This window comes from Bradyrhizobium monzae, from assembly GCF_021458635.1.
Taxonomy (GTDB): domain Bacteria; phylum Pseudomonadota; class Alphaproteobacteria; order Rhizobiales; family Xanthobacteraceae; genus Bradyrhizobium.
On record NZ_JAIRDQ010000008.1, the window covers coordinates 224,916 to 248,719 of the forward strand.

The 23,804-nt window shown below is 62.2% G+C and carries 25 protein-coding genes, 1 tRNA gene and 3 pseudogenes; 9 read left to right on the forward strand and 20 right to left on the reverse strand.

Annotated elements, in window-relative coordinates:
- Positions 1–16: 16 nt before the first annotated feature.
- The 4 genes from K3F49_RS27220 to K3F49_RS27235 form a co-directional block, all read right to left on the reverse strand.
- Positions 17–754 carry a hypothetical protein gene (locus tag K3F49_RS27220; RefSeq protein WP_234683987.1) on the reverse strand — a complete coding sequence of 246 codons (738 nt, stop codon included), beginning with the start codon at positions 752–754 and terminating at the stop codon, positions 17–19.
- A gap of 58 nt (positions 755–812) precedes the next feature.
- Complete coding sequence (locus tag K3F49_RS27225) at positions 813–1,124, reverse strand: hypothetical protein (protein WP_234683988.1); 312 nt, start codon at positions 1,122–1,124, stop codon at positions 813–815.
- 430 nt (positions 1,125–1,554) lie between these two features.
- Entirely contained in the window at positions 1,555–1,935 is a 381-nt protein-coding gene (locus K3F49_RS27230; RefSeq protein ID WP_234683989.1) for an SHOCT domain-containing protein, read from the reverse strand.
- A 987-nt stretch (positions 1,936–2,922) separates the two neighbouring features.
- The gene (locus K3F49_RS27235; protein WP_234683990.1) at positions 2,923–3,114 is read right to left on the reverse strand and encodes a hypothetical protein; all 192 of its coding nucleotides are present in this window, start codon (positions 3,112–3,114) and stop codon (positions 2,923–2,925) included.
- 66 nt (positions 3,115–3,180) lie between these two features.
- On the opposite strand from K3F49_RS27235, the gene K3F49_RS27240 reads away from it, so the two are divergent.
- Positions 3,181–3,456 (forward strand): hypothetical protein, encoded by a 276-nt coding sequence (locus tag K3F49_RS27240; RefSeq protein ID WP_234683991.1) that lies wholly within the window; start codon positions 3,181–3,183, stop codon positions 3,454–3,456.
- Between the two features lie 106 nt (positions 3,457–3,562).
- Positions 3,563–3,808 (forward strand): hypothetical protein, encoded by a 246-nt coding sequence (locus K3F49_RS27245; protein ID WP_234683992.1) that lies wholly within the window; start codon positions 3,563–3,565, stop codon positions 3,806–3,808.
- A gap of 7 nt (positions 3,809–3,815) precedes the next feature.
- Here the strand turns inward: K3F49_RS27245 and K3F49_RS27250 are convergent, their stop codons facing one another.
- Positions 3,816–4,046, reverse strand: a complete 231-nt coding sequence (locus K3F49_RS27250; protein WP_234683993.1) for a hypothetical protein — start codon at positions 4,044–4,046, stop codon at positions 3,816–3,818.
- 245 nt (positions 4,047–4,291) lie between these two features.
- On the opposite strand from K3F49_RS27250, the pseudogene K3F49_RS39705 reads away from it, so the two are divergent.
- From K3F49_RS39705 to K3F49_RS27260, 3 genes and pseudogenes are all read left to right on the forward strand, one after another.
- A pseudogene (locus K3F49_RS39705) lies at positions 4,292–4,447 on the forward strand (helix-turn-helix domain-containing protein); the annotation flags it as partial.
- A gap of 26 nt (positions 4,448–4,473) precedes the next feature.
- Entirely contained in the window at positions 4,474–5,607 is a 1,134-nt protein-coding gene (locus K3F49_RS27255) for a tyrosine-type recombinase/integrase (protein ID WP_234683994.1), read from the forward strand.
- A 32-nt stretch (positions 5,608–5,639) separates the two neighbouring features.
- Positions 5,640–6,716, forward strand: a pseudogene (locus tag K3F49_RS27260) (ComEC/Rec2 family competence protein); the annotation flags it as partial.
- Positions 6,717–6,726: 10 nt separating this feature from the next.
- Here the strand turns inward: K3F49_RS27260 and K3F49_RS27265 are convergent.
- The 7 genes from K3F49_RS27265 to K3F49_RS27295 form a co-directional block, all read right to left on the reverse strand.
- A complete protein-coding gene (locus tag K3F49_RS27265) occupies positions 6,727–7,161 on the reverse strand; it encodes a hypothetical protein (RefSeq protein WP_234683995.1) in 435 nt (144 codons plus the stop codon).
- 196 nt (positions 7,162–7,357) lie between these two features.
- Positions 7,358–7,561, reverse strand: coding sequence for a hypothetical protein (locus tag K3F49_RS27270; RefSeq protein WP_234683996.1), 204 nt, complete (start codon positions 7,559–7,561; stop codon positions 7,358–7,360).
- Between the two features lie 177 nt (positions 7,562–7,738).
- The gene (gene lexA / locus K3F49_RS27275) at positions 7,739–8,440 is read right to left on the reverse strand and encodes a transcriptional repressor LexA (RefSeq protein WP_129271649.1); all 702 of its coding nucleotides are present in this window, start codon (positions 8,438–8,440) and stop codon (positions 7,739–7,741) included.
- A gap of 176 nt (positions 8,441–8,616) precedes the next feature.
- Positions 8,617–9,828: a molybdopterin molybdotransferase MoeA gene (locus tag K3F49_RS27280; protein WP_234683997.1), complete on the reverse strand. Its 1,212-nt coding sequence runs from the start codon at positions 9,826–9,828 to the stop codon at positions 8,617–8,619.
- A 219-nt stretch (positions 9,829–10,047) separates the two neighbouring features.
- Positions 10,048–10,242 (reverse strand): hypothetical protein, encoded by a 195-nt coding sequence (locus tag K3F49_RS27285; protein ID WP_234683998.1) that lies wholly within the window; start codon positions 10,240–10,242, stop codon positions 10,048–10,050.
- Positions 10,243–10,379: 137 nt separating this feature from the next.
- Positions 10,380–11,006 (reverse strand): HAD family hydrolase, encoded by a 627-nt coding sequence (locus tag K3F49_RS27290; RefSeq protein ID WP_234683999.1) that lies wholly within the window; start codon positions 11,004–11,006, stop codon positions 10,380–10,382.
- Positions 11,007–11,021: 15 nt separating this feature from the next.
- The gene (locus K3F49_RS27295) at positions 11,022–12,149 is read right to left on the reverse strand and encodes an alpha-hydroxy acid oxidase (protein WP_234684000.1); all 1,128 of its coding nucleotides are present in this window, start codon (positions 12,147–12,149) and stop codon (positions 11,022–11,024) included.
- Between the two features lie 290 nt (positions 12,150–12,439).
- Between K3F49_RS27295 and K3F49_RS27300 the strand changes: the two genes are divergently transcribed.
- A complete protein-coding gene (locus K3F49_RS27300) occupies positions 12,440–13,777 on the forward strand; it encodes a S41 family peptidase (RefSeq protein WP_234684001.1) in 1,338 nt (445 codons plus the stop codon).
- Between the two features lie 135 nt (positions 13,778–13,912).
- Here the strand turns inward: K3F49_RS27300 and K3F49_RS27305 are convergent, their stop codons facing one another.
- Complete coding sequence (locus K3F49_RS27305) at positions 13,913–16,633, reverse strand: bifunctional diguanylate cyclase/phosphodiesterase (RefSeq protein WP_234684002.1); 2,721 nt, start codon at positions 16,631–16,633, stop codon at positions 13,913–13,915.
- A gap of 205 nt (positions 16,634–16,838) precedes the next feature.
- Between K3F49_RS27305 and K3F49_RS27310 the strand changes: the two genes are divergently transcribed.
- Positions 16,839–17,234, forward strand: coding sequence for a hypothetical protein (locus K3F49_RS27310; RefSeq protein ID WP_234684003.1), 396 nt, complete (start codon positions 16,839–16,841; stop codon positions 17,232–17,234).
- 141 nt (positions 17,235–17,375) lie between these two features.
- Here the strand turns inward: K3F49_RS27310 and K3F49_RS27315 are convergent.
- From K3F49_RS27315 to K3F49_RS27325, 3 genes and pseudogenes are all read right to left on the reverse strand, one after another.
- A tRNA-Leu gene (locus K3F49_RS27315) sits at positions 17,376–17,503 on the reverse strand.
- 15 nt (positions 17,504–17,518) lie between these two features.
- Positions 17,519–18,079: a hypothetical protein gene (locus K3F49_RS27320; RefSeq protein WP_234684004.1), complete on the reverse strand. Its 561-nt coding sequence runs from the start codon at positions 18,077–18,079 to the stop codon at positions 17,519–17,521.
- Positions 18,080–18,220: 141 nt separating this feature from the next.
- Positions 18,221–19,140: pseudogene (locus tag K3F49_RS27325) on the reverse strand (IS1595 family transposase).
- 98 nt (positions 19,141–19,238) lie between these two features.
- Here K3F49_RS27325 and K3F49_RS27330 point away from each other — a divergent pair.
- Positions 19,239–19,475, forward strand: a complete 237-nt coding sequence (locus K3F49_RS27330; protein ID WP_234684005.1) for a DUF6471 domain-containing protein — start codon at positions 19,239–19,241, stop codon at positions 19,473–19,475.
- Between the two features lie 2 nt (positions 19,476–19,477).
- Here K3F49_RS27330 and K3F49_RS27335 read toward each other — a convergent pair whose 3' ends face one another.
- Genes K3F49_RS27335 through K3F49_RS27345 form a run of 3 tightly spaced genes read right to left on the reverse strand, consistent with a single transcriptional unit; the run spans position 19,478 to position 22,589 of the window.
- Positions 19,478–19,855, reverse strand: coding sequence for a hypothetical protein (locus K3F49_RS27335; protein ID WP_234684006.1), 378 nt, complete (start codon positions 19,853–19,855; stop codon positions 19,478–19,480).
- 44 nt (positions 19,856–19,899) lie between these two features.
- Positions 19,900–21,168: an MFS transporter gene (locus K3F49_RS27340; protein ID WP_234684007.1), complete on the reverse strand. Its 1,269-nt coding sequence runs from the start codon at positions 21,166–21,168 to the stop codon at positions 19,900–19,902.
- A complete protein-coding gene (locus K3F49_RS27345) occupies positions 21,165–22,589 on the reverse strand; it encodes an amidase (RefSeq protein ID WP_234684008.1) in 1,425 nt (474 codons plus the stop codon). Before K3F49_RS27345 ends, K3F49_RS27340 begins: the two co-directional genes overlap by 4 nt.
- 170 nt (positions 22,590–22,759) lie before the next feature.
- On the opposite strand from K3F49_RS27345, the gene K3F49_RS27350 reads away from it, so the two are divergent.
- The gene (locus K3F49_RS27350) at positions 22,760–23,314 is read left to right on the forward strand and encodes a CGNR zinc finger domain-containing protein (RefSeq protein WP_234684009.1); all 555 of its coding nucleotides are present in this window, start codon (positions 22,760–22,762) and stop codon (positions 23,312–23,314) included.
- Between the two features lies 1 nt (position 23,315).
- On the opposite strand, the gene moaC is transcribed toward K3F49_RS27350, so the two are convergent.
- Positions 23,316–23,804: a cyclic pyranopterin monophosphate synthase MoaC gene (moaC, locus tag K3F49_RS27355; protein ID WP_234684010.1), complete on the reverse strand. Its 489-nt coding sequence runs from the start codon at positions 23,802–23,804 to the stop codon at positions 23,316–23,318.

A 23,804-nucleotide genomic window follows, 5' to 3' on the forward strand; every position in this document is an offset into this window, starting at 1 on the left:
TGACGTCCCAAATCGGTCAGCTCATAGGGCTCGGTTTCATCAAATGCAGACTTCGCTGTGGTGGGCGACTGTCCTGCGGCGGATCTTTTGCTGGGCGTCTCTTGCGGAGAAAATTTCCGGCGTAGTCCGTCTGTCGATGCTGACGAATGACGCTTCCGAGCGTCAAATCGCGGATCAACATCTTGAAAAGATCGGCCTCCGCGGAGTCCTCTCTGACCTGCGGCTTATCGAGATTGTCCCACATCGCACCACGCGTAATGCCAGGATTCCGATATATCTCCGCGATCACCTGGAAATGGAAGTCAGTGTAAATATTAGTCCAGTCGATAAAGAGTCGAACTACGTCGTCCGAGGCGGTCTGCGCAGCGGCAGCGTTTGCAAGGATATTCCGAAGTCGTTGACGTTTATACTCGGTATCTACCGAAGACCAATTGCGGAATGCCTTCTTCAACAGGGCCTGATATTCGGGTGACTCGATGCGCTGCTTGACCTTCTCGTCGTGCATGTCGATGCGCGCAATCACCTCGGCAATCGTTTTGCCTTTCTCTCTCAGCTCGTCCTCTAGCATCTGGATCCACTGGCGAAGCACATTAGTGACGTGCTCTGAGTCCTGTTCGGACCAGTATCCCGCCCCAGCCGAGAGTAATCCACCGACGAAGGGAATCGCGCCGCTGATTGCACTTAATGCAAGTCGAGCCGCTTTCTTCTTTCCATCCGGCGTCAAAGCGCCCTTGTCGATATCGCCATTGTCCATTATGGCAGCCCTAGATTTTCGTTTTTCCAATGTCTTGCTTGCGGTGCCGCCATATTTTCTACCGACTAACTCGAACGTCGCCGTAATCTTCTCCGCTCGGCCGCTCACCGTCAAAGTCAGCGTGAGCGAGCAGGGCGCCAATTCCGAACAACACCATGCCGCCGATCCAAACCAGGCAGGTTGCCGTCAGATAAGCTGAGGTCCCAATGCCGATACTGCCTGTGAGACCGAAGAGCGTGCCGGCGTTGAACAACAGTCCGACGATGCCCCAGAGCCAAAACAGGACGCTTAGTATGCTGCGCCCAGAACTCTGATGGCTTCTCAGCCGAAACGTGCGCTCCCACTTCTCTTTGCGCGAAAACAGCCCCATTGGAATCCCCCGAGCCCCCCTCGACCATAGGGCGAGGGTAGGGGCTGAGCAACTCTACTTTCGCGCGAGGCGCCGTGGTTCTACGGGGCGCCAATTGTGAAGTGGTTCACACATGTACGCCGCGATGACTGCTAGATCGTAGCGGCTGGAGGATTTCAGGGGCCAGCCATAGAGCGCCGCAGGGACATCGTATTTCGAGCCCAGCGGCGTAATTTTTTCGGGACACACTTTAGATCGGCTTGCCGCCATTTCGATTTCTCGACCGATGGCTCGTCGGTTGTTTCGTTGTTTCTACTTGTCTTCCATTATCGTGCCGAGTCCGAAGAACGTCGCGCCGCCGATCCAAAGCGCCTCCATCGCTGAGCCGATCGCTGCGGCGTGATGCAAGCCGGCACGGCGCCGTCATCTGCGACGGAAAAGGGGCGGTTGTTTAGATCAGCTTGGCACGAAGACGATCGTACTCCACCTCGGTTATTGATCCAGACCTTTTTAGTTGATCGAGTTTTGTAATTTCATCGGCGACGCTAAAGCCAACGATACTACGCAATTCATCGCGCGCCTGCTGAGCCCGCTGAGCATTTCGCTCAGCCATGCTTCTCCCTTGGGTGATCACGTAGGCTAAGATGCCGAGGTAAGAGAATAGAACCAGCGCAATAACCCACAGCGCCTTTCCCCAACCGGAGATGTCGTGGCGCCTGAAGATGTCTCCGTAAATGACAATGAGCAGCCAGAACCAGAGCACAAATGCGAAAATCGCAATCATGTCCATCAAGAAGTTTCGATACGTAAAACCCTCTTGAGCAAAGAACATTCGCGCTTCTCCCTGATGCTTGAATTCCCCCTCAGACCCTCGGCAACTGTAGGGCGCGGGTGCAGGGTTGGGCAACTATTAGATTCGCTGATGGGGGCCAGGTATTCGAACCTGGAGAAGTAATGCACTTTGAGAAACGGGAGGCCGAAGCCTCCCGCCCGCTCAAATGAAACAATGAATAATTGCGACGATTGCCCAAAGGCAACCAGCAACATTCACGTTCACGCGAACATCGACTCGGTGTGTTGGCTTTTTCACAGCCAGCCCTCCGGACCGGGCGCGCCTCGACCCATGAAGGTTGAGGAGTTGGCCGCCATCGGAACGGTTCAGTACCGCCGTTCATGTGCTCGCATCGGCCCACTTTCCGCGTTACGTACCGCTTCCAGTAGTCCCACGTCTCTTCTGGGTGCCCACTTGAATCACTCGCATGGGCGGATAGTCGGAGTCACTCTGACGTCACCAGCGTGGGACGACGGGTATCGCCTCCGGGTCACGGACTTGAGAAGTGCCCGGTCCAGAGTCGGCCGCCGCTGACGTGAAAGCTACACCAGTCTGGTTGTGGTGCGAAAGTGCACGTTTCGAAATCACACACTGGGAAAAATACGGGTGCTACTAGAGGTGAAGCCCGATGATAAATCGAATGGCGAAATAGGCACCGCCCGCCACGACAGCGGTGGTGCTGATCGCAAGAATTACCCGCCAACTTTCGTCCATTGTGGCTCGTGGTGTGGTGAGGGCGCGGGCGGCCCGGCTTAGAATCGGCCTGCGAGAACGTATCGGCAGGCGCGTCCCAGAAGGTAGGGGATCAACCCAGTGATGGCTATTCCGGCTCCCACGTAGGGTGCAGCGTTGATATCGTTCGTATTGCCAGTCCTGATCATGATTGCGGTGACAGTCCCACCGGCAAGAATTGCCAGAACGGCCATGATGTTCCCGAGCCAATAAAGAACAACGCCTAAACGGGCGGCCATCAATCGATCTCGCTTCTCATTTCTTCGCCTTCAATCCCAGCTCCACGAGCCTACGAATGGCTTCCGGTCGGCCTGGCAGATCGTCCTGCTTGCGGCGCCAATCGTCCAACTCTTTAGCCATGTCGGGCTGGATACGGACCATAACCGGATCTCCGGTGACCGTGGGTCGCTTCTGTGGATTGCTGCGATCAACCGTTGTCTTTTTCATGGAATCATGATACCACGAAAGTATGTCCTGTGAATGGTCGCGGGACGGGGTAGGGAATTAATACCAATGACTAATCTTGGCGCTACCGCCACCATCAAAATCGATCCGTCCACGCAATTTTGCGCATACACGTACTTTTCGGGCCTGCGCGCCCAAGGCTGCGATCCCATTGTCCGGAACGGCGGTCTTCATTGGCTTGTCGGGGAGTCCTCGGTGAGCAATTTCCACGAATGGGCCGCCCTGCACGACCCTGACGGCAATCTTCGGATCGAATACGCGCGCGCGATGTGGTCGACGCGGGCCTCGGACGACGAGATCATTGCGTTGGGCGCTCGTCAGTAGCAACTCATAACGCCGCCGCCGCGCCTCATCCGCAAGGGTGGGGCGCTTTGCTTGCTCAATTTGCCGCCCGGAGCTAACGCTCTAAGGGCTGCGTCAGGGGAGTACAGTGAGCAAGGCTCGCGAGTTTGTCGATTTCTGGGTCGAGAACAGCATCCACGCTGTCGAGCAGTACCGGACTGCCGGCGCGTCGCAGGATGTGGCGGAACTCACCCAGCGCCTAGTCGAGGCTGCCAAGGGGCAGGGTATCTCGGAAGCCGACTTGCAGGCTGAGATTGGCGAAATCTCCGACTACATTGCAGACCGACTCAAGGCGACGAACGACGCCGAGCGCGAACGGCGTAAGTTGACCTAGGGAGGCTCTAGTCCAACCTGTGGACATCCCCCGGCGCGAGATTAAGGTCCTCAAATATTTTCTGCCGCTCGGGAGTCCGCGGGACATTCATTAATTCCGCCGTCGAGCCTTCCTGGGCGGCGGCAAGGACCAATGTCAACGCTTGGCTGGGCTTCGCGAGCGCAAGCCAAATCTGCATCTTACCGTCGTCAATCGTTACTTCAACGACGGTGAATGTTGTGCCGAAGGACTCACCCATGACGGCCAATTCGCCAGCGAACTACTGGTTTCTAATCGAGGGCCAGTGGGCGCCACAAGAGCGCGGACTTTTTCGCCATCGCCGGAAGAAAAATACGGTTTTCGACTAGGATCACCGCGCCGGCTCGATATACACTTGGCGATGGCGCTATTTCGCCGCGTGCGTCGGGTACACCCGGCGAGGTTTGCATAGCAGTCTATTTAAGGGGCGCGCTCTTGCCCAATCCAGCAAACGATAACAACCGCTTGCTCACGCCAGAGCAGGCGGCCTTGCTGCTTAACATCACCGAAGATCATCTCCGCGCCCTCGTTAGCGATGGTGCGATCGGATACATCAACGTCGGGCTCGGCAAGAAGCGGCCACGGCGGCGGTTCACTGAGGCAGATCTAAACGACTTCATCGATCGGCGGCGCGGGAGGGATGTGCCATGTCGGTTTATCGGGACAAGCGTTCGCCCTACTATCAGTACGATTTCCAGCACGCCGGTAACCGGTTTTCTGGCAGCACGAAATGCACGACGCGACGCGATGCTGAAAGGTTCGAGGCTGCAGAGCTAGAGAAGGCCAAAGCGCTGGTGAAGGCAACGGCGCGGGCGAAGGCGTCGCTGGCCATCGATGACGTCGCTGCCCGGCTCTGGAGCTACAGCGCTCAATACGACTCGGAGCCGAAAGCCACCGAGACCAACCTGGCGCGCCTGATCGAGTATTTCGGCAAGTCGAAGCAACTAACCGACATCGATCACAAAGCCGCCAAGGACATGGTTGCATGGCGGCGAGGGCATCGCGTCTCGCGGCGCGGCAAGCGGACCAAGGAGCAGGAACAGGACCTGCCGTTGGTCTCGAACGCCACCGTCAACAGGTCGGCGACTAAGGTGCTGCAGCGGATATTCACGTTCGCCAAGGCCGAGAAGGTAGAGTTTGAAAATGAGCCCGAATGGGACAAGCTATTGCTGTCCGAGCCGGTGGAGCGTGTCCGTGAACTAAAGATCGAGGAGGCTGACGCGTTCGATGAGGCGATGCGCGCCGACTACGAGCCGTTCTTCGACTTTGTGCGGGCCAGCGGCATGCGACTGAAGGAATGCGTGACGCTGCGGTGGGCGGAGGTGGATTTCGGCACCAGGCAAATTGTCCGAACCGGCAAGGGCGGCCGACGCGTGGTGTTCCCGATCACTCCGGCGGTCTGGGAGATACTGTTTCCATTGCAGGGCCAGCATCAAAAGTACGTGTTCACCTATGTGGCGGTCTACGGCAACAAGCGCCTAGAGCGGGTGAGGGGCCAGCGCTACCCTTTGACCTACACTGGCGCTAAAACCGCCTGGCAGCGCCTGCGCACCACCTCCGGCGTGGCTGATTTCCGGTTTCATGACTTCCGGCACGATTTCGGGACCAAGCTGTTGCGCGACAGCGGTAACCTGAAGCTGGTGCAAAAGGCGCTCAATCACCGGGACATCAAAAGTACCCTGAGATACGCGCATGTGCTGGATGAGGACGTCGCGGAAGCGGTCGAGCGGCTCGCGAAGTCCCGGAAAAAGTCCCGGAACAAGATCCGGGAGGCAGGTTAAACTCTTGATCTAACAAGAGAAGCCGGAATCCGCATTCCACATTCCAGATGTCGTTTGCGGCAACGCTTGGGCTCGTCGCGCTGGTGCAGGTCGGCATGCCAAACCTGTTTGCCTCGCCCGATCATTCCACCACCGCGCGCATCGCGCTGTGGGGCGGCCGCGAGATCGCGATGCTGTTCATGGCCTCGATGATCGCGGGGCTTGCGACCACGCCCTATGCCGCCTTCCATTTCCACCGCGTCACGCCCTACGGCGTGCTCGCCAATCTCGGCGCGATGCCGGTGGTGTCGGCGCTGGTGATGCCGGCCGGACTGCTGGGATTGCTCGCGGCTCCCTTCGGGCTCGACGGCGTATTCTGGTGGCTGATGGGGATTGGCATCGACTGGATGATCGCGGTCACACGGTGGGTGGCGGCACTGCCGGGCGCGATCGGGCGCCTCCCGGCCTTTGGTATGGCGCCGTTGATCGCCGCAAGCCTCGGCCTCGTCCTGATGGGCCTGCTGCGCACCCCGCTGCGTTGGTCGGGCGCCTTCGTGCTCTTGGCGGCAACCCTCTGGGGTCTGTCGGTCCGGCAACCCGACATCCTCATCGCCGGTGACGGCCAGAGCATCGCGGTGCGGGGCAGAGACGGGCAGCTGCATCTGATGAGGACCAACAAGGACAACTTCCTGCTGAAGGAGTGGTTGGCTGCGGACGCCGACCCGCGCGATGCCGCCAGTGCGTCGCTCGGTGACGGCGTGTCGTGCGACGAGTCCGGCTGCGTGACGCCGCTCGCCGACGGCCGCATGATTGCGCAGACGCTGCGCATCGACGCGCTGGGCGACGATTGCAGCCGCGCGGCACTGGTGGTGACGGCAAGGCCCGCGCCGCCGGATTGTGCCGCGATGGTGGTCGATCGGCCACGTTTCGCGCGCCAGGGAGCGCTGGCGCTGACGCAGCGTGGCGATGGTTTTGCGATACAGGCGGTGAAGGCGAGGGGCGCAAACCGCCCCTGGTCGCCGGCGGCGGCCGGCGATGGAGATTTCGAACAGACCCTCATGCCACGGTCGGCAACTCCGCGCGTCCGGGATGCAACGCCGTCGGAGGCCGATCTTCAGGCGGAGGACTGAGGTCGACCTGTCAGCCGATCGGCAGACGCGGGGGCGTCGAGGGGCTGTCGGCGATGATCTGCGGCTTGTGCTCGCGCTCGCCGAGCGGCTGGGTCACGGGCAGTTGCAGCACGGTTGCGCGCTGGCCTTCGACGAGCTGCGTCACCAGCACGTATTTGCCGTCGGGGAATTCGATCGCGTCGTGATGACGATCGGGAATGTGCGGATCGACCTTGCCGAATTTGCCGACGCGCGAGTTTACGGTGCGCGTCCAGATCCAGCGGTTGTCGTAGCGGACGTTGTCGGCGAAGGCGAGCTCCGTTCCCGGCAGCAGGCAGACTGCGACCGACATGTCGGCTTCGGAGGCGAAGCCGCGCGTCGAGGTGCCGCGGAACGTTGTCGTGACGATCGTCTCGCCAACTTCTGCGGGACGCGTCGCGACGGCATGCAGGCTGTAGTCACACATCGGGTGCTCCTCAATCAGGATAGAGCACCCGCGCCTCTGTCTCGGAGGCGCAGGCCCCTATCAGAGTGGAAGCCTGCGATCTTATGCTTGTTTGTGGGCAAATCTGCGGCTCGCATCCGCAGCGCGCGATCACATTATCTTTTTCGAATGCACGAGGAACAAAGCCTGCCCTCGCGCATTCGAAGAGCGCTTTGCCTCAGCGGCCAGCAGGTGCCGACCAGCCCGAATATTGCCAGCCCGGTTGCGACGGCTGCGTGACGGCGTTGCGGGCATCGCGGAATTGCTCGCTTGTTGTCTGCGTTGCCTCGCGGGCGCGGTGCTGCTTCTGTGCAGCCAAAGCATGCGACGCTGATCCTGCGATCAGCGCCATCGCGATGGTGCTCAATACGATCTTGCGCATGGCGGTCTCCTCGGTCTCTCAAAGGCCTGCGAAGCGATGTGTGCTTCGTTGCGGCGTGCCGAGGATGTAGTGCTGGAGAGGGGGCCGGATAATCTGTGCAAAACCAGAAAGACTATCCAGCCGGAGCGGACAATCGTCCGCTCCAATCGTTGATGGCGGTCGCTGATCGCGACCCGCTCAATACTTCCGGTACAGCCCGATCAGCTTGCCCTGGATCTTGACCCGGTTGGGCGGCAGGATGCGGACCTCATAGGCTGCGTTGGCCGGCTCGAGCGCAATCGAGGCGCCGCGGCGGCGGAAACGTTTCAGTGTCGCTTCCTCGTCGTCGATCAGGGCGACCACGATGTCGCCGGTGTCGGCGCTTTCGTTGCGCTGGATCAGCGCCATGTCGCCATCGAGAATGCCGGCCTCCACCATGGAGTCGCCGCGCACTTCGAGCGCGTAATGCTCGCCCGAGCCGAGCATATCGGGCGGGACGCTGATGGTGTGGCTGCGGGTTTGCAACGCCTCGATCGGCGTACCGGCCGCGATCCGGCCCATCACGGGCACTGCGACGGGACGCTCGCCCTCGTCGGCGGACGGGCTGGAGGTCGTGCGCACCTTGCCGAGATTGCCCTCGATGACGCTCGGCGTGAAGCCGCGGCGGCTGCCGGCGGCGGCCTGGAGCTCGGGCAGCTTGATCACCTCGATGGCGCGGGCGCGGTTGGGCAGGCGGCGAATGAAGCCGCGCTCCTCGAGCGCCGTGATCAGGCGATGGATGCCTGATTTCGAGCGCAGATCGAGCGCGTCCTTCATCTCGTCGAAGGAGGGCGGCACACCACTCTCCTTCAGGCGCTCGCTGATGAACCGCAGGAGCTCGTATTGTTTGCGCGTTAACATCTCGACCAAAATCCCCCGGTTGATGTCGTTCGATTCCGAGACGCTGAATTCAGCAATAAGCTGCTACACGCTCGAAACAAATCATGAACGGACACTATATGTTCGATACATGTTCCGCAACTGCTTAATTTACCGTGAACGCGACAAAGTTCGCGGAACGGTTGCGAACGCTGCGCTCAAACGGGCAGTCGCAGGATCTCGCAAGCAGCGCCGGCTTCGGCCTTCGGTGCGAACGGTGCGCGCACGAGAAGTGCCTGTGCTGCAGCGAGATTCGCGAGCAGCGAGGAGTCCTGGTGATTGACGGGAAGGGCGATCGGCGTGCCGTCATCACGCAGATCGAGGCGGGCGCGCAGATAGTCCTCGCGCTGGTCATTGGCGCCGACGTCGCGGCCGAGCACGGCGCGTTCGCGGCGATGATGAACCACCGAACGGCCCGACAACGCGCGAATCAGCGGCACCATGAACAGGAAGCCGCAAACGTAGGATGACACGGGATTGCCCGGCAGGCCGATCACGCGCATCGCCCCGAGTTGGCCGTTCATCATCGGCTTGCCCGGCCGCATCGCGATCTTCCAGAACGCCATCGACGTGCCTTCGTCGCGGAGCGCCTGCTGCACCAGGTCGTGGTCGCCGACCGAGGCCCCGCCGGTCGTGATCAGGATGTCGGCGCCGGTCTCGCGCGCGCGGCGGATGCCGGCGGTGGTGGCGGCCAGCGTGTCGGCGGCAACGCCGAGGTCGATGGTATCGGCACCCTCGCTGCGCGCGAGCGCATGCAGGGCGTAGCCGTTGGAATAGACGATCTGGCCATGGCCGGGCTTGGTGCCCGGCATCACCAGCTCGTCGCCGGTGGCGAGAATCGCGACCTTCGGACGGCGGCGGACGCCAAGCTCCGGGTGGTTCATGCCGGCAGCGAGCGCGAGGTCACGCTCGCTGAGCCGCGCGCCCTTGCGCAGGAGTACGTCACCCTCGCGGAAGTCGATGCCGGCCGGGCGAATGTGCCGCCCGGCGACGGCGGCCTCCTTGATCGCGATGCGCTTGCCGTTGGCGACGGTGTCCTCCTGGATCACGACCGCGTCGGCGCCGTCGGGAACGACGCCGCCAGTGAAGATCCGGACGGCTTCGCCGGCGCCGACGGTTCCTGCAAACGGCCGGCCGGCTGCGACCTCGCCGATGACGTTGAGCTCCGCATCGACCTTGGCGGCATCGGCCGCGCGGACGGCATATCCATCCATCGCCGACATCGCCTGCGGCGGCTGCGTCCGCCGCGCCGCGACGTCGCGCGCGAGCACGCGATGAAAGGCCTGGTCGAGGGCGATCGTCTCTTCAGGCAGAGGCTCCGCGCCGGCAAGTACCGCGGCGAGCGCGTCAGAAACCGGCATCAGGGCCACGGCGAAAACTCCGGCTAGGCCCGTTCGGGCAAATCAGCGGCGAGAGTTCTAGCCGAGTGCAGGCGCAGAGGCAAAACGATGGTCACGCAGGATGATTTGTCCGGCCTCATCCGCGGCAAGAGCATCAGGTCCGCCGGGGCATGATCCGGACAGCGAGATAGACCGGCACGAGGACGGCCATGGCAAGAACGAGGATGATGCAAGCCACGGCCCGCATCCTCAAGTCCCCGGCTGCCTGTCCGGACTGACGTCGGGCGCTTGAGGCCCCTGATCCCTGTCGGGCATCGGATCGGCCTGGGCCTTCAGATCAGCCGCCTTGCTCATCAGCTTGGCTGAAAGCTCGGAGTCTGAGGTAGTCTTGGCGAATTTGACCAGCAGAGAGGCCTGCTTGGTGAGGTAGGTCTTGCCCAACACGATGATGCGTCCGTTCGTAGATTTCCCAACGGAGTGTAGAGTCCGAAGCGGGCATTCCGTTCCCGGAACTTCGTACAAAAATGTACAGAGTCGATTTGTTCCCCGTTGCCGGGTGAAAATTGTTCCGAAATCGGCGGTCAGATCCCCAGCGCCTTCAGTGCGAGGCCGACGTCGCGGGGCGAGGTGACATGCACCGCCATCAGCCCGCGGGCGCGGGCGCCTTCGACGTTCTCGGCGAGGTCATCGAAGAACACGATCCGGTTGGCCGGCACGCCCATCGCGGTGACGACATGATCGAAGGCCTCCGCGTCCGGTTTGCGCAGGCCGATGCTGGAGGACAGATAGAGCTCGCGGAAATGGCCGAGCAGATCGGCATATTCCTTCGAGAAATGGTCGACATGCGGGCGGTTGGTGTTGGAGAAGGCATAGAGCGGCATCTGCCTCGCCGCGCGCGGCAGCAATTCCGCGATGTCGGGCATCTCGCCGGCGAAGATCGCGTTCCATCCTTCCAAGAATTGCGCGTCCGAAATGCCGATGCCGAGCGATGAGCGCAGCGACTGGAAATAGTCCTCGTCACTGATCTTGCCGACCTCGTGCAGCCTGTAGGCCTCGTTGTTACGCTGATAGCGCGTAACGATGGCTTCGGGCCTGAGGCCTGCATGTCCCGCCCAGCAGGCGATCGCCTTGGAGAAATCGATGTCGAGCACGACGCGCCCGAGATCGAACAGAAGCGCATCCGCGCTGCCGGGAGAGAGCGATGTCATTGCGTCCTTGTCTCGTCAGTATCGATAGGGCTCGTGGTCGAACAGCGGGAATGCGCTGAACACGCTCGGCGCATTGGTTGCGGTCGCCTGGTGCAGGCAGGACTTGTTCACCTCGGCAAACGAGGTGGCGCCGAGGAGGCCGAGGCAGCGCAGCACCTCGTCCTCGAGCAGCTCGAGCATTCGCCTCACGCCGGTTTCGCCGGCCGCCGCCAGGGCCCAGCATTGCAGCCGGCCGATGCCGACGAGATCGGCGCCCGCCGCGATCGCCTTGACGATGTCGGTGCCGCGGCAGATTCCGCCATCCACCATGATCTTGGCGCGCCCCTTCACTGCGTCGACGATCTCGGGCAGCACATGCATGGCGCCGCGGCCGTGATCGAGCTGGCGGCCGCCATGGTTGGAGACATAGATCCACTCGACGCCGTGATCGACCGCGATCTGTGCGTCCTCGGCGGTGGCGATGCCCTTGAGGATCAGCGGTATCTTGAACTTGTCCTTGACCATCTTCACGGTCCGCCACTCCAGCCCCTTCTGGTAGTCGCCGCCCGTGGCGCGCAGGCGGCTCTCGCGAACGTAGCGCTTGGCAATGTCACGCTCACGACGGCTGTAATGGGCGGTGTCGACGGTCAGGCAGAAGGCGGCATAGTTGGCCTTCTCGGCGCGGCTGACGACGTCGGCGACGAATGCGTCATCGCCACGGACATAGAGCTGGTACATGCGGAGCGCGTCGGGGGCGGCTTCGGCGGTCTTTTCCAGACCGGGCTCCGAGACCGAGCTCAACATGTGCGACGCCCCGAAGGTGCCCGCCGCGCGCGCGACGCTAGCGGCTCCGTGCGGATCGAAGATTTCCAGCGCGCCCACGGGGGCGAGCACCACGGGCAAGCGCATCTTGCGACCGAACTGCTCGACCGAGCCGGACACCTTGCGCACGTCGCGCAGCACACGCGGGCGGAAAGCGATCTCGTCCAGCGCCATGCGGTTGCGGCGCATCGTGGTCTCGGTCTCGGCGGCGCCGACGATGTAGTCCCAGGCGTTCTGGTTGAGGTTGGAACGCGCCTTCCGAATGAATTCGTGCAGGTTCTGGAACGCCTCGTTGCTGGCGCCGAGTTCGACGTTCCGCTCCGGCCGGAGTGCTTCGTTCATTGTTATCCTCCCGAGAATTTGAAGCCTTATGTCATCGGGTATCTCGTCCGGCCCTCCAAAACCATCCTAAAATCGCATAGCTGCGAAGCGTGGCTCGGCCGATCGATTCCCGCCTGGCGGGTGATGGTCTCGGAACGTTGCCAAAAGTTTAGGCCAGGGCGAAGGGATTTTTGCGGTATACCCGCGGGCGTGGCAGCCCGGCCTTGAAGAAACCTGAATGGTATTGTGAGAACCGGGCTGGATCGCCATTTGCGTGGCGTCCCGTCCCCAGCGAAAAGGCCAACCACTCCATGCGGAAAACCCTGCTGTTCCCCCTCGGCGCGCTCACCGGAGTGTGCCTGACCCTCCTCGTATCCGGTCCGCAGGGCGGACTATGGGCGGCACGGGCGGCAGCGGGCGCGGATGATGCCTATTCCCAGCTCAATCTGTTCGGAGAAGTCTTCGAGCGGGTGAAGGCGAGCTACGTCGAGAAGCCCGACAATTCCAAGCTGATCGAAGGCGCGATCGCGGGCATGGTGACCTCGCTCGATCCGCATTCCCGCTACATGAACGACAAGGCCTGGACCGAGATGCAGGAGACCACCTCCGGCGAATTCGGCGGGCTCGGCATCGAGGTGACGATGGAGGAGGGCCTGGTCAAGGTCGTCTCGCCGATCGACGACACGCCGGCGTCCAAGGCCGGCCTCATGTCAGGCGACCTCATCAGCAAGATCGACGGCGAGAACGTGCAGGGCATGACGCTCGAGCAGGCCGTCAACAAGATGAAGGGGCCGGTCGACACCAAGACCAAGCTCACCATCGTGCGCAAGGGCGCCGACGCGCCGCTCGATGTCGCGATCACGCGCGAGATCATCCATGTCCGTCCCGTGCGCTTCCATGTCGAGAACGGCGACATCGGATACATCCGCGTCACCTCGTTCAACGAGCAGACCACCGACGGCCTGAAGAAGGCGATCGCCTCGATCTCCAAGGACGTCCCGCAGGAGAAGCTGGTCGGCTATGTGATGGACCTGCGCAACAATCCGGGCGGCCTGCTCGACCAGGCGGTGTCGGTGTCGAGCGCGTTCCTGCAGCGCGGCGAGGTCGTCTCGACCCGCGGCCGCAATCCGGAAGAGACCCAGCGCTTCACCGCGCATGGCGGCGACCTCACCAAGGGCAAGCCGCTGATCGTGCTGGTCAACGGCGGCTCGGCTTCGGCCTCCGAGATCGTCGCCGGTGCGCTGCATGACCACAAGCGCGCGACGATCATCGGCACGCGCTCGTTCGGCAAGGGCTCGGTGCAGACCATCATTCCGCTCGGGGCCGGCAACGGCGCGCTGGCGCTGACGACCGCGCGCTACTACACGCCGTCGGGCCGCTCGATCCAGGCCCAGGGCATCGCGCCCGACATCGAGATCCTCCAGGACGTGCCGGCCGAACTCAAAGGCCGCGTCGACACCATGGCGGAGTCGCAGATGCGTGGCCATCTGCAGGCCGCCGACGGCACCGAGCAGACCGGATCGCAGTCCTATGTCCCGCCGGAAGAGAAGGACGACAAGGCACTGCACGCGGCCTACGACTTCCTGCACGGCGTTACCGTGAACGCGGCAGCCGCGAAGCCGGCGCCGAAGACGACGGTGCCGAACTAACTTCTCAACGTTCTTGCGACTTTCAGAGATCGCCCGGGAGTGGATGGCCACTCCCGGGCGATTTCGTTTTGTGACGCCTCTCGTTGTCGCGAGGATTGTGTTTTGCCTCGGGCTCGGGCCATGAGCGGCCAGACCCTAGCTTGCCTCGCGGCGGCGTGCTTCGTTGCCGTCGCGCTGCGCGAGGCGACTGCGATGGAGTGCGAACAACTCCATGACCTTGTCGGCGGGCTTCGCGGCGCTGAACAGATAGCCCTGCATTTCGGTGCAGCCGAGCGTGCGCAGCAGCCGCTGCTGTTCCTCGGTCTCGACGCCTTCGGCCGTGGTCGCCATGCGGCGGGCGCTAGCGAGATTGACCACCGCCTGCACGATGCTGGCGGAGCCGTCGGGCCCTGCGATGTCGTTGACGAAGCAGCGGTCGATCTTGATCTTGTCGAACGGGAAACGGTGCAGATAGCTCAGCGACGAATAGCCGGTGCCGAAATCGTCGAGCGCGATGCGGACGCCGATGGCACGGAGCTGGTGCAGGATCGCAAGCGCGGTCTCATCGTCGCGGATCAGCACGGCCTCGGTGATCTCGAGCTCGAGCCGGCTCGCCGGCAGATTGGAGGCGGCCAGCGCCGCCATGATCTTCAGCGCCAGCGTGCCGCTCTTGAACTGCACCGGGGAGACGTTGACCGCGAGGCGGATGTCATCGGGCCAGCCGGCGGCATCGCGGCAGGCCGTCGCCAGCACCCATTCGCCGATCTCGTTGATCAGCCCGGTATCCTCGGCGATCGGGATGAACTCGGCCGGCGAAACCATGCCGCGCTCGGGGTGGCGCCAGCGCACCAACGCCTCGCAGCCGGTGATGCGGTCGTCCTTGAGGCTGAGACAGGGCTGGTAATAGACCTCGAGGCCGCCATGGGCGATGGCGTGTCGGAGATCGATCTCCAGCTGGCGCCGCTCGCGCACCTTGGCGTCCATCTCCGGCTCGAAGAAGCGGTAGGTGCGGCGCCCGGCGGATTTGGCGGCGTACATCGCCATGTCCGCGTTCTTCAGGATCTGGTCCAGCGCGGTGCCGTGCCCCGGAGCCAGCGCAATGCCGATGCTGGCGTCGGTCGTGAGATGATGGCCCATGCAGTCGAACGGCGTGCGGATCGCCGCGAAGACCCGCGCGACGAGCTCGTTGACCTGGTCCTGCGAGGTCACCGTGCTCTGCACGATTGCGAACTCGTCGCCGCCGAGCCGCGCCACGAAGTCGGCAGGGCCGGCGCAGCCGCGGAGGCTCTCCGCCACCGACTTCAACAGCTCGTCGCCGACGAGATGGCCGAGCGCGTCGTTGACGCCCTTGAATTCGTCGATGTCGATGTAGTGTACCGCGAGCTCTTCGCCGTCGGCGATGGCGAGGAGCTCTCCGCGCAGATGTTCGTGGAACATCGCGCGGTTCGGCAGGTCGGTCAGTGCGTCGTAGTGCGCGAGATGGGTGATGCGCTCCTCGATGCGGCGACGTTCGGTGATGTCCTCATGGGTCGCGACCCAGCCGCCGTCGTCGAGCGGCTCGTTGACGACCTGGATCGAACGGCCATCGCCGGTCTCGACGACCATGGAGTTGCGGACATGGATGTCGCGCAGCACGCGCGCGACATACTGGTCCACGTCACCCAGGAACGAACCCGTGGCCTTGCGGTGCAGGATGATGTCGCGGAAGCTGTAGCCGGGCTTCACGATCTCGGCCGACAAGCCGTACATCTCGATGTAACGCTGGTTGCAGATCACGAGGCGCTGCGAGGCGTCGAACAGCAGCAGGCCCTGGGTCATGTTGTTGACGGCGCGGTCGAGGCGCTGCTTCTCCAGCGTCAGCCGCTCCCGGGACACGCGGTGCTGCTCCAGGAGCTTGCGTACGATCGCGATCAGCACGCCGGCGATCGCGAGCGCAGAGGCCCCGGCGACGGAAATCAGGATGCCGATCTGCTCGCGCCAGTCGGCAAGCGCCGCCGCGCGCGTGGTCGTCGCCATCATCAGGATCGGGAAGTGGGGCAGCGCCCGCGCCGAGACCAGCCGGTCCTCACCGTCGACCGGGCTCACGATGCGTCCGGCGAAGTGATCGAGCGCGAAAATCTTTTGCTGCTCGAACGTGCCGTTCCTGAAATTGTGTCCCATCATATCGGTGGAATGCGGGAAGCGCGCAAGCAGGGTGCCGTCCCGGTGCAGCATCGAGATCGAGGCACTTTCGCCGAGTACGACGGCCCCGAAGAACTTCTCGAAGTTGGCCGGCTCGATGCCGCGCCCCACAACACCCATGAACTCGCCGTGCGGTCCCATGATCTTGCGCACGATCAGGATGGTCCAGGCGCCGGAGATGCGGCTGTAGACGGGTTCGATCAGCACCTCGGGCGCCTGCGGATCGTATCGGAAAGTGCGGAAATAGGAGCGGTCGGCAACGTTGACCTTCGGGGCCGGCCACGTCGTGGAGGAGTTGATTACATTGCCGTCGGCGTCGATGATGTTGACGCCGCCCATGTAAGGCAGCGCCTCGATCTTCGAGCGCAGCATTTGGTGCACGTCCTGGCCGGCGAGGCGCCTGCGATAGTCCTCCGCGGTCGTGATTCCGGTCGCGCGCACATGGCCGACGAAATCCCTCTGGATGACCGCGAAATCCTGCAGTTGCTGATCGAAATGATGGGCGAGCAGCAGTACGGTGTTTTCCAGCTCACGGCCGGAGTTGCGTAGCGCGCGTTCGCGGAAATTCTGCGCCATCAGCACCGCGCCGACGGCGATCGCAGCGATCAGGAGAGTGCCGCCTACCACCAGCCAGCGGATCGGTCCGCTGCGGACGAAGGCCTGGTCAAGGAAGCGGCTGCCGTATCTCGTCATCATGTCGTCGTTGCCGTACACACGCCAGGGTCAATTCACGACCCCGTAACATCCGTCGGTTTACGGGATCGATGTGGAGGCGACGTTAGGAAGCGCGGTTAACACGACATGAACCGCAATACACAAATGCGATCGATGCGGTATTATGGCGCAAACGCCACAAGAACTTTGAACGGTCGCGCCCATCTCCACCGCAAAGGAGATCACCATGGTGCGACACAGACCGACGCAGAACCCGTACACCCGACCGGCCATCTTCACCCTTGAACGGCTTCACGCCGAGCTAGGCGGGGCCATCCTTGAGAACTGGCAGAAGTACGATGAACTGAGTGAGCAGATGCGGCAGTTAGAGGCCGTCATCAAAATGCTGGACCCGAACTACAACCTGGCTGGCATCGCCGTGAAGCGGCGGAAGCCGAATAAGTGGTTCAAGCGCGGCACTCTATATAGGAAGGCCGTGGACGCGCTCAGGACGGCGACAGAGCCCATGACGGCGCAGCAGCTAGCCTCCGCCATCCTTGCTGCCCATGGCGTGCAGGACGCCTCCAAGGAAGACGTGCAGGCCGTTCTCATTGGGGATACAGCACAGCCTCGCCAATCATGACGGCAAGGGGGTGGAGCGGGTTGGCGAGGCTAGGCCGTACAGATGGCGAATTTCTACGGCGTCGTAACCATTCAGAAGAATCGCCATTCTGAATAATTGACCAAGGCCCTTAAGTGCTTATCTTAAGGGACTTGGAGTGTTTGGCGGAGATGGAGGGATTCGAACCCGCCGAGAGATACTTTCTGGTTGCAGACTTTTGCAGGACCGCTTCCTGATTTCTCTCTGCCCGTACCTAAAACGGGTGCCTTTAGCCACTCGGCCACATCTCCAACGAAAGCCAGTCATCAAACCGGTGACTGGCTTTCGCTATTTTGAAACAGCGACATCGAAACGGGATGCCATGCCCCCTCTCGCTGCATAATTGCATTCCGTCGTTTGAGCCGGTGTAATGCAGTCCTAACGGTTCTCTCCTCGACCGAGCCGTTAAGCGCTTTCACCACTTCCATTCCCCGCAAGCCGGGATGCTCACGAATTACTTCCAACACCTTTGCTTGGTCGGAGCCTTCACGCGGTTCGCGCGGCTCTGATTCGGCGTCTACTGTTGTGCCTGTGGATCGAAGGTAAGGCAGCAGCTTTTCAGTCAAGTCAACAGTGAGGCGCTCTTTCGCGCGTTCGAGTTCAGCCGACAATTTCTCGACGTTCGCTTGCAGACCCTTTTGAAACGCCATCAGTTCAGCCTTCATTTCCGCCCGAGCATCTTCGCGACCGCGCGCATAGGCGGCGGCTTCCAGTTCGGCAATGTATTCGTCCAATTTGGTGCGGTCGGCCATGACGGTCCCTTGTTCCAAATGAATATCGGCCGGACGCCGTAATGCTTCAATACCCGGCTCCAGAAAAGAATACATCTTACAAGTATCATTTTGTTCTTGACACGAAACGGAATCAATATTCCGTAATATTACGGATGCGGCGCGAATTGGTCACTCGGCAATGTGTCGCTGCCAGTAGCCAGTGAAGTCCACGGACTTCCCACGCTTCAAGGCCAGTCAGGCAATCCGCTGCGTCTGATCGCCATTCGAGACGCGGCGGTTGTCCTCGCGCCAGGATGACTCCTGCGCGTAGCGGAGCAGGTAAGGACCGGCGATGTGGTGATGAATACCGATCTCGCCGCGACGAAGGCGGGAGAAGTATTCTTCGGCCCAATTGGTGCAAGCACCGTCCATCGAATAGGCTTCCTGATGGTTGATGCGCTTCACCTCAAAACGTTCGTGCAGGTTGTCCCAAGAGCCAGCTTCGTCCGCGTGCACAACCGTTCCCTTGGCAATGCGAGCCCGGATGAATGAGGCGGCTTGGCTCTCGCTGTTGAACACGGCCGGGACGGAGTTACCGCCGCGCTCGCGCACGATCACCACCACCTTGCGCTTGCCGTTCTGGTTGCGCGTGAAGCGACGGTCGAGGCGATCTTCCTTGCGGTTGGCGGGCTTCACGTAGCTGCCAAAAATAGCCGCCATCCACCTCAGCCACCTTGCCTTCGCCGCCGATCACGCGACCCTTGAGTTCATCGGCCATCGCCTCCCGCAGCTTGTGCAGCAACACGAAGGCACACTTGTAGGAGACGCAGAGATCGCGGCTCAGAGCCAGTGCCGACTTGCCCTTCACTTCGTTGCAGAAGATCGCAATGGCCGCCAGATAGCAGCGGAGGGGCAGCTTGTGGCTAGCGAACAGCGTTCCGCTGGTAAGGGTGGAGTCCCTTCTTGCAGGCGCGGCAGCGGAAGCGCGGCGCCCCCTTCAAGCGGCGGCAGTCATAGGCATTAACGCCGCCGCAGTGGCTGCAAACCGGCTCGCCGTTGGTATCGGCCCAGCGGATGCGGCGAAAGGTCATTTCCGCTTCCTCATCCTTCATCTGGAAAACCTGGGCCAGCGAGAGGGTCTTAGCCGCCCGGGAAAGAAGGAAGTGCTGTGCCATCTGTCGCCCCTCTCGTTTATGAGAGCTATCATATGTGATAGGTTGCAGACTTGTCAACAGCAACCTATCAGATATGATAGCCTCAAAATGGAGGTGCCATGAACATCAAATCGGAAGAGGAATGGGCCGAACGCGCCGCAGCATTCCTGAAGCACAAACTCAAGGATACCGAAGTCACCTATGCCGAGCTGGCTAAGCGGCTCAGGAAGCATGGGCTGAAAGAAACAGAGGCCTCGATCACCAATAAGCTCGCGCGGGGAACGTTTCCCGCAACATTCTTTCTTGCGTGTATTGCGGCACTGGAACTCGAAGGGGTAGCATTGGAGGAGATTTAGAATCACCGCTTTTTTATGATCAGGTCCCACACGACCGCGATCAGCAGCGCCAAGAAACCGACCAACAACACCGCAATTGCGCGAATGGCCACTCGATCGAAGGACGCGAGGCGAATGCTAGGCTTGTCACTCCATGGCTGGGAAAATGCCATGGTGGTGTTTTTGATCATTGCCGGCGGCTTCGCACTTGTGGCCGGGGTTGCGACTTGGATCGTCGTAAAACTCCAAAGAGTCGAAATAGCAGAATCGGCCGGCGAATTAGAGCGGTACAAAGTTGAAGCCGCTGCCGAAGTTGCGTCTGCCAAGGCAGCCGGAGATGAGGCGAAGCACTTGGCACTACGCTTGTGGCGTTTGCGCCATAATACCGGATCGATGCGCATGACGAGAGGCGTGCAAGATTTGCCGGCGACGACCGAGATGCCGGTCAGTTCTTGCCGGTCGCGGCGAAGACAATACCGTCGGAGCGCTTTTCTCTTCGCGTCAGTGTCGTCACCACGATCAGCGCCGCGATGATGTTCGCCGCCGCGCTGATCAGGATCGGCAGTGTGTAGCTGTGATTGAAATCGTAAGCGAAACCGGCGGCGCTTGGGCCTACCAGCGTCCCGAAGGCGACGCTGGTATAGAGGATGCCAATGATGCCACTGACGTTGCGGCCGCCGAAATAGTCCATCACGACGGCCGGCAGCACCGCGACCCAGCCACCGTAGAACACACCGTAGACGACGGCGAACACAACGAGTTGCCAGGCATGGGTCGACACGACCCAGATCGCGAGTGCCGCCGCCATACCGACAAACATCAGCAGCAGCGCGGAGGTTCGGCCCATGCGGTCGGCAAGTCCGCCGAGCAGGAACCGGCCGGCGGTGCTACCGATGCCGATCACGCCGAGCAACAGCACGGCGGCTGCGGGCGCCACGCCGTGGTCGCCGGCATAAGGAACCAGATGTACGAAGGGTACGAAGACGCCGAACGCGCAGATCAGGCATGCGACATAGAGCGCGATGAAATTGCGTGAACGCACCGCTTCAGCGATGGACGCGCCGTCCGGACGGTTTGAGCCTGCCGCCAGCGGCGGGTCGCCGTCGGGGCCCAGACCGCGACCGCGTGGATCGTTCTCGATGAGCAGCGCCAAACCGGCGCCGACGGCCGCCGCCAGCAGGCCAAGCACAATGTAGGCGCTGCGCCAGCCCAACATCTCGATCAGGAGCGTTGCGAGTGGCGGCATCGCCAGCGTACCGAGCCCGATCCCGCTGACCGCAAGGCCGGAAGCAAAGCCACGTCGGCGCACGAACCAGCGCTGCACCGCGCCGATTGCGGGCACGTAGGCGCAGCCAACCCCGATTCCGACCCCAAGCCCATAGGCCAGATAGACTTCGACGAGACTGCGCGCAAAGCCGGCGGCGACGAGCCCAAGGCCGGTGAGCAGCATGCCGGTCACCGCCAGCACGCGAGAACCGAAGCGATCGGCGAGCGGGCCACTGACGATGCCGAGGCCAAAATAGAGGAAGCCCGCGAGCGAGAATACCAGCGAGACCGAGCCGCGCGAGGCGCCGAACTCGAGCTGCAGCGGCGTCAGGAACGCGCTGAACGTATAAGCAGAGCCGAATCCGACCAGCGTGACTGCGAACGCGCCGGCGACAACGAGCCAGCCGTGGAAAATGCTCCAATGAGCCGGCGTAGATTGAACGGTCATTGTTGCCTCCCGGACGTGAGGGACGGATGGCGGCGGTGCCAGGACGTCGCGCGCTGGAACGCGGCGCCGGCGCGCACGAGCGTGGCCTCGCCGAGATGGGCGGCGACGAGCTGGAACGCGATCGGCATCCCGTCCCTTGATGCACCGCCCGGCAGTGTAATCGTGGGATGACCGGTCATGTCGAACGGGCAGGTGTAGCGCTGCAGTTTCGCGATCAGATCAGGCTGCTCACCGAGCGTCTGGATCATGGCTAGAGTCACAGGCGGGAACGGGTGGACCGGGATCAGCAGGAGGTCGATGGTCTCGAACAGCGCCGCTACACGGCCCCGTAACGCGAGGCGCCGCAGCAGAATCTTCTGATAGTCGAGTGCGGAGAGCGCGCGACCGGCCTCGATCACCGAGGCCAGTACCGGGCCATACTCGTTCTTGCGGGCAGGATAAGTCGCCTCGTGCGCGTTCGCAGCTTCCACCGCACAATTCGGCGCCCAGTCGGCGATCGCGTCGGTTACATCAGGAAATCGGATATCGACGAAATCAGCGCCAAGCGCACGGAAAACATCGATGACGTCGGCCAACACGCTGTGCGTCGCGACGTCCACGTCGTCGCTGTTCCAGGCGGCGTCCACGCCGATCCGCAAGCCCTGCACGTCATGTACGGTTGCGGCAAGATAATCCGGCACCGGATCGAGCAGCGAGGTCGGATCGTTCATGTCGTGTCCGGCGATCGCGCCGAGCAGTACGCCGGCATCCGCAGCACTGCGACAGATTGGTCCGACGTGGTCGAGCGTTGCGGCCAGCTCGAATGTGCCGTGGCGGCTGACGCGGCCCCAGCTCGGCTTCAGCCCGGTCAGTCCGTTGGCGGCACATGGCCAGCGGATCGAGCCGCCAGTATCAGAGCCGAGCGAGCCAAAGCAAAGTCCGGCGGCTGTGGCGACAGCCGCCCCGCTCGATGAAATGCCCGGCCAGTAATCCGCATTCCAGGGATTTTTGGGCGGCGTCACCGACGGATGGTGATCGGAATATGCGCCCTCGGTGAGCTGCAGCTTGCCGAGCACCACGGCACCCGCGTCCTTGAGTCGGCGCACGACGGTCGCGTCTTCACGCGGACGGAAATCCCGATGAAGGGTGGTGCCGGCCGCCGTCGGAACACCCTTTGTCCAGATCAGGTCCTTCAGCGCAAGCGGCACGCCGTGCAACGGGCCCCGATACTTGCCATGTGCCATTTCGGCATCGGCAGCTTTCGCCTCGGAGACGGCCGTTTCCGCCATCACGTGAACGTAGCTGCTGAGCTCGGAGTCAATGCTTTGGATGCGGTCGAGCTGCGAGCGCGTGACGTCCAGCGAGGACAGTTCGCGCGTCTTGAGGCGTGCCGCGAGTTCGGTGAGTTCGAGATAGTGCAGGGCGTCGGTCACGGCACGCATCCTCCATTCCATTGATCGCAATGAGGTTCGATCACAAAGGAGATCGACACCTGTATAAGTACAATACAGGTGTCGATTGCTGTCAACCAGTAAACGTGCTTTACTAGTGTCTAGATTTGCCGGGGGTTCCGATGTCGAAAGAGTCGCGCAAGTTCAGGGTTCCCGATGCGTTGGCGAACGTCTACGATTTCGCCAATACGCTGGATGTCCGCCATTTCACTCATTTCGGTTTGGCGCACCCCCAGAGCGACGAACTCGCTGGGCCGAAGCAACTGGCGGATTGGATGCGCGATCGCGGGCTTGGAGCTGAGGGCGGGCGGGTCACGCTTGCGATGTTCGAGACCGCGCTGGCGCTGCGCGGCGCGTTGCGCGCCTATCTGCAGTGCGAGCCGGCCGAACGGCGGCGGAACAGGGACGTGCTCAATGTTCTCGATGGCGCGCTGGTGCCGTTTCCATTGCGGGTGGAGCTGCGCGCGGGACAGGGTGCAATACTGTCGGCAGCGCGCGAAGACGCGCTCGCTGGTCTATCGGCGGTCGCTGTCGAACTTCATGACGCAGCCCTTCTGGGATCGTTGGACCGGTTGAAAATGTGTGCGTCCGAGGAATGCCGCCGGGTGTTCTTCGACCGGTCGAAACCGGCGACGCGGCGCTGGTGCATGTCAACGCTATGCGGCAACCGGATGAAAACGCGGGCCTATCGCGAGCGGCAGCGCGAAGCGAAATAGCTCAGGCGCGGTAGTGGCCCGATTTGCCGCCGAGCTTCTCGATGAGCTGGATACCCTCGATGCGGACGCCGCGCTCCACCGCCTTGATCATGTCGTAGATGGTGAGGCAGGCGACCGAGACCGCCGTCAGCGCCTCCATCTCGACGCCGGTAGGGCCGGTCACCTTGACGCTGGCACGCACCACACAGCCCGGCAGCTTCGCGTCGGGCTCGATGTCGACCGTCACCTTCGACAGCGCGAGCGGATGACAGAGCGGGATCAGCTCGGAGGTGCGTTTCGCCGCCATGATGCCGGCGATGCGCGCGGTGCCGAGCACGTCGCCCTTCTTGGCATTGCCGGAGACGATCAGGTCGAGCGTCGCCTTTTCCATGACCACGCGCCCCTCGGCGACAGCGAGCCGCTCGGTTGCGGCCTTGTCCGAGACGTCGACCATCCGCGCCTCGCCGGAGGCGCTGATATGGGTGAGGGCAGGGCTCGCTTTGCGCGCCAT

Coding starts and splice junctions, on each gene's coding strand:
- K3F49_RS27290 (WP_234683999.1), bottom strand. CDS start 11,006: ATGACATCGCTCTCTCCCGGCAGCGCGGATGCGCTTCTGTTCGATCTC.
- K3F49_RS27270 (WP_234683996.1), bottom strand. CDS start 7,561: ATGCGCAAGATCGTATTGAGCACCATCGCGATGGCGCTGATCGCAGGA.
- K3F49_RS27220 (WP_234683987.1), bottom strand. CDS start 754: ATGGACAATGGCGATATCGACAAGGGCGCTTTGACGCCGGATGGAAAG.
- K3F49_RS27225 (WP_234683988.1), bottom strand. CDS start 1,124: ATGGGGCTGTTTTCGCGCAAAGAGAAGTGGGAGCGCACGTTTCGGCTG.
- K3F49_RS27330 (WP_234684005.1), top strand. CDS start 19,239: ATGAACATCAAATCGGAAGAGGAATGGGCCGAACGCGCCGCAGCATTC.
- K3F49_RS27235 (WP_234683990.1), bottom strand. CDS start 3,114: ATGAAAAAGACAACGGTTGATCGCAGCAATCCACAGAAGCGACCCACG.
- K3F49_RS27320 (WP_234684004.1), bottom strand. CDS start 18,079: ATGTATTCTTTTCTGGAGCCGGGTATTGAAGCATTACGGCGTCCGGCC.
- K3F49_RS27240 (WP_234683991.1), top strand. CDS start 3,181: ATGACTAATCTTGGCGCTACCGCCACCATCAAAATCGATCCGTCCACG.
- lexA (WP_129271649.1), bottom strand. CDS start 8,440: ATGTTAACGCGCAAACAATACGAGCTCCTGCGGTTCATCAGCGAGCGC.
- K3F49_RS27305 (WP_234684002.1), bottom strand. CDS start 16,633: ATGATGACGAGATACGGCAGCCGCTTCCTTGACCAGGCCTTCGTCCGC.
- K3F49_RS27300 (WP_234684001.1), top strand. CDS start 12,440: ATGCGGAAAACCCTGCTGTTCCCCCTCGGCGCGCTCACCGGAGTGTGC.
- K3F49_RS27250 (WP_234683993.1), bottom strand. CDS start 4,046: ATGGGTGAGTCCTTCGGCACAACATTCACCGTCGTTGAAGTAACGATT.
- K3F49_RS27265 (WP_234683995.1), bottom strand. CDS start 7,161: ATGTGTGACTACAGCCTGCATGCCGTCGCGACGCGTCCCGCAGAAGTT.
- moaC (WP_234684010.1), bottom strand. CDS start 23,804: ATGGCGCGCAAAGCGAGCCCTGCCCTCACCCATATCAGCGCCTCCGGC.
- K3F49_RS27340 (WP_234684007.1), bottom strand. CDS start 21,168: ATGACCGTTCAATCTACGCCGGCTCATTGGAGCATTTTCCACGGCTGG.
- K3F49_RS27230 (WP_234683989.1), bottom strand. CDS start 1,935: ATGTTCTTTGCTCAAGAGGGTTTTACGTATCGAAACTTCTTGATGGAC.
- K3F49_RS27310 (WP_234684003.1), top strand. CDS start 16,839: ATGGTGCGACACAGACCGACGCAGAACCCGTACACCCGACCGGCCATC.
- K3F49_RS27335 (WP_234684006.1), bottom strand. CDS start 19,855: ATGCGCATCGATCCGGTATTATGGCGCAAACGCCACAAGCGTAGTGCC.
- K3F49_RS27345 (WP_234684008.1), bottom strand. CDS start 22,589: ATGCGTGCCGTGACCGACGCCCTGCACTATCTCGAACTCACCGAACTC.
- K3F49_RS27295 (WP_234684000.1), bottom strand. CDS start 12,149: ATGAACGAAGCACTCCGGCCGGAGCGGAACGTCGAACTCGGCGCCAGC.
- K3F49_RS27255 (WP_234683994.1), top strand. CDS start 4,474: ATGTCGGTTTATCGGGACAAGCGTTCGCCCTACTATCAGTACGATTTC.